The 789-nt window shown below is 64.1% G+C and carries 1 protein-coding gene; it reads left to right on the forward strand.

Going from position 1 to position 789, the window contains the following annotated elements:
- Positions 1 to 789, forward strand: a 789-nt coding sequence (locus tag EOD15_RS35015; RefSeq protein WP_148129841.1) for an ATP-binding cassette domain-containing protein, incomplete at both ends; no start/stop codon positions are given.

Below are 789 nucleotides of genomic sequence, written 5' to 3' on the forward strand. Positions count from 1 at the left end.
GTCAATATACAGAGCAGAAGGAATTGCAGGAGAAGGGCCGGGTCAAGCAGGAGGCCGCGCGCAAGCACATGGAATCCTTCGTCGAGCGGTTCCGCGCCAAGGCCTCCAAGGCCAGACAGGCACAGTCGCGCATCAAGGCGCTGGAGAAGATGAAACCGATCGCGGCCCTCGTGAACGATTCGGTGCGGCCGTTCTCCTTCCCCGAGCCGGTGAAGACGGTGGCCTCGCCGATCGTGGCGCTGAACAACGTCAATGTCGGCTACACCGAGGGGCAGCCGATCCTCAAGAAGATGACGCTGCGCATCGACGCCGACGACCGTATCGCGCTGCTGGGCGCCAACGGCAACGGCAAGTCGACCTTCGCCAAATTGCTGTCCGGCCGGCTCAAGCAGGAGAGTGGCACCATGACGGTGGCGCCCGGGTTGAAGGTGGCGATCTTCGCCCAGCACCAGCTCGACGACCTCCGGCCGGACGAAAACGCCTACGAGCATGTCCGCCGGCTGATGCCGGAGGCCCCGGAATCGAAGGTACGCGGCCGCGTCGCCCAGTTCGGCCTCACGACCGAGAAGATGAACACCGCCGCCAAGGATCTGTCGGGCGGCGAGAAGGCGCGGCTGCTGATGGGGCTGTCGGCCTTCGAGGGGCCAAACCTGTTCATCCTCGACGAACCGACAAACCATCTCGACATCGATAGCCGCGAATCGCTGATCCATGCGCTGAACGAGTTTCCCGGCGCCGTGATCCTGATCTCGCATGATCGCCATCTGCTGGAGGCAACCGCCGACCGCC

It is taken from the genome of Mesorhizobium sp. M7A.T.Ca.US.000.02.2.1 (genome assembly GCF_003996995.1).
Taxonomy (GTDB): domain Bacteria; phylum Pseudomonadota; class Alphaproteobacteria; order Rhizobiales; family Rhizobiaceae; genus Mesorhizobium.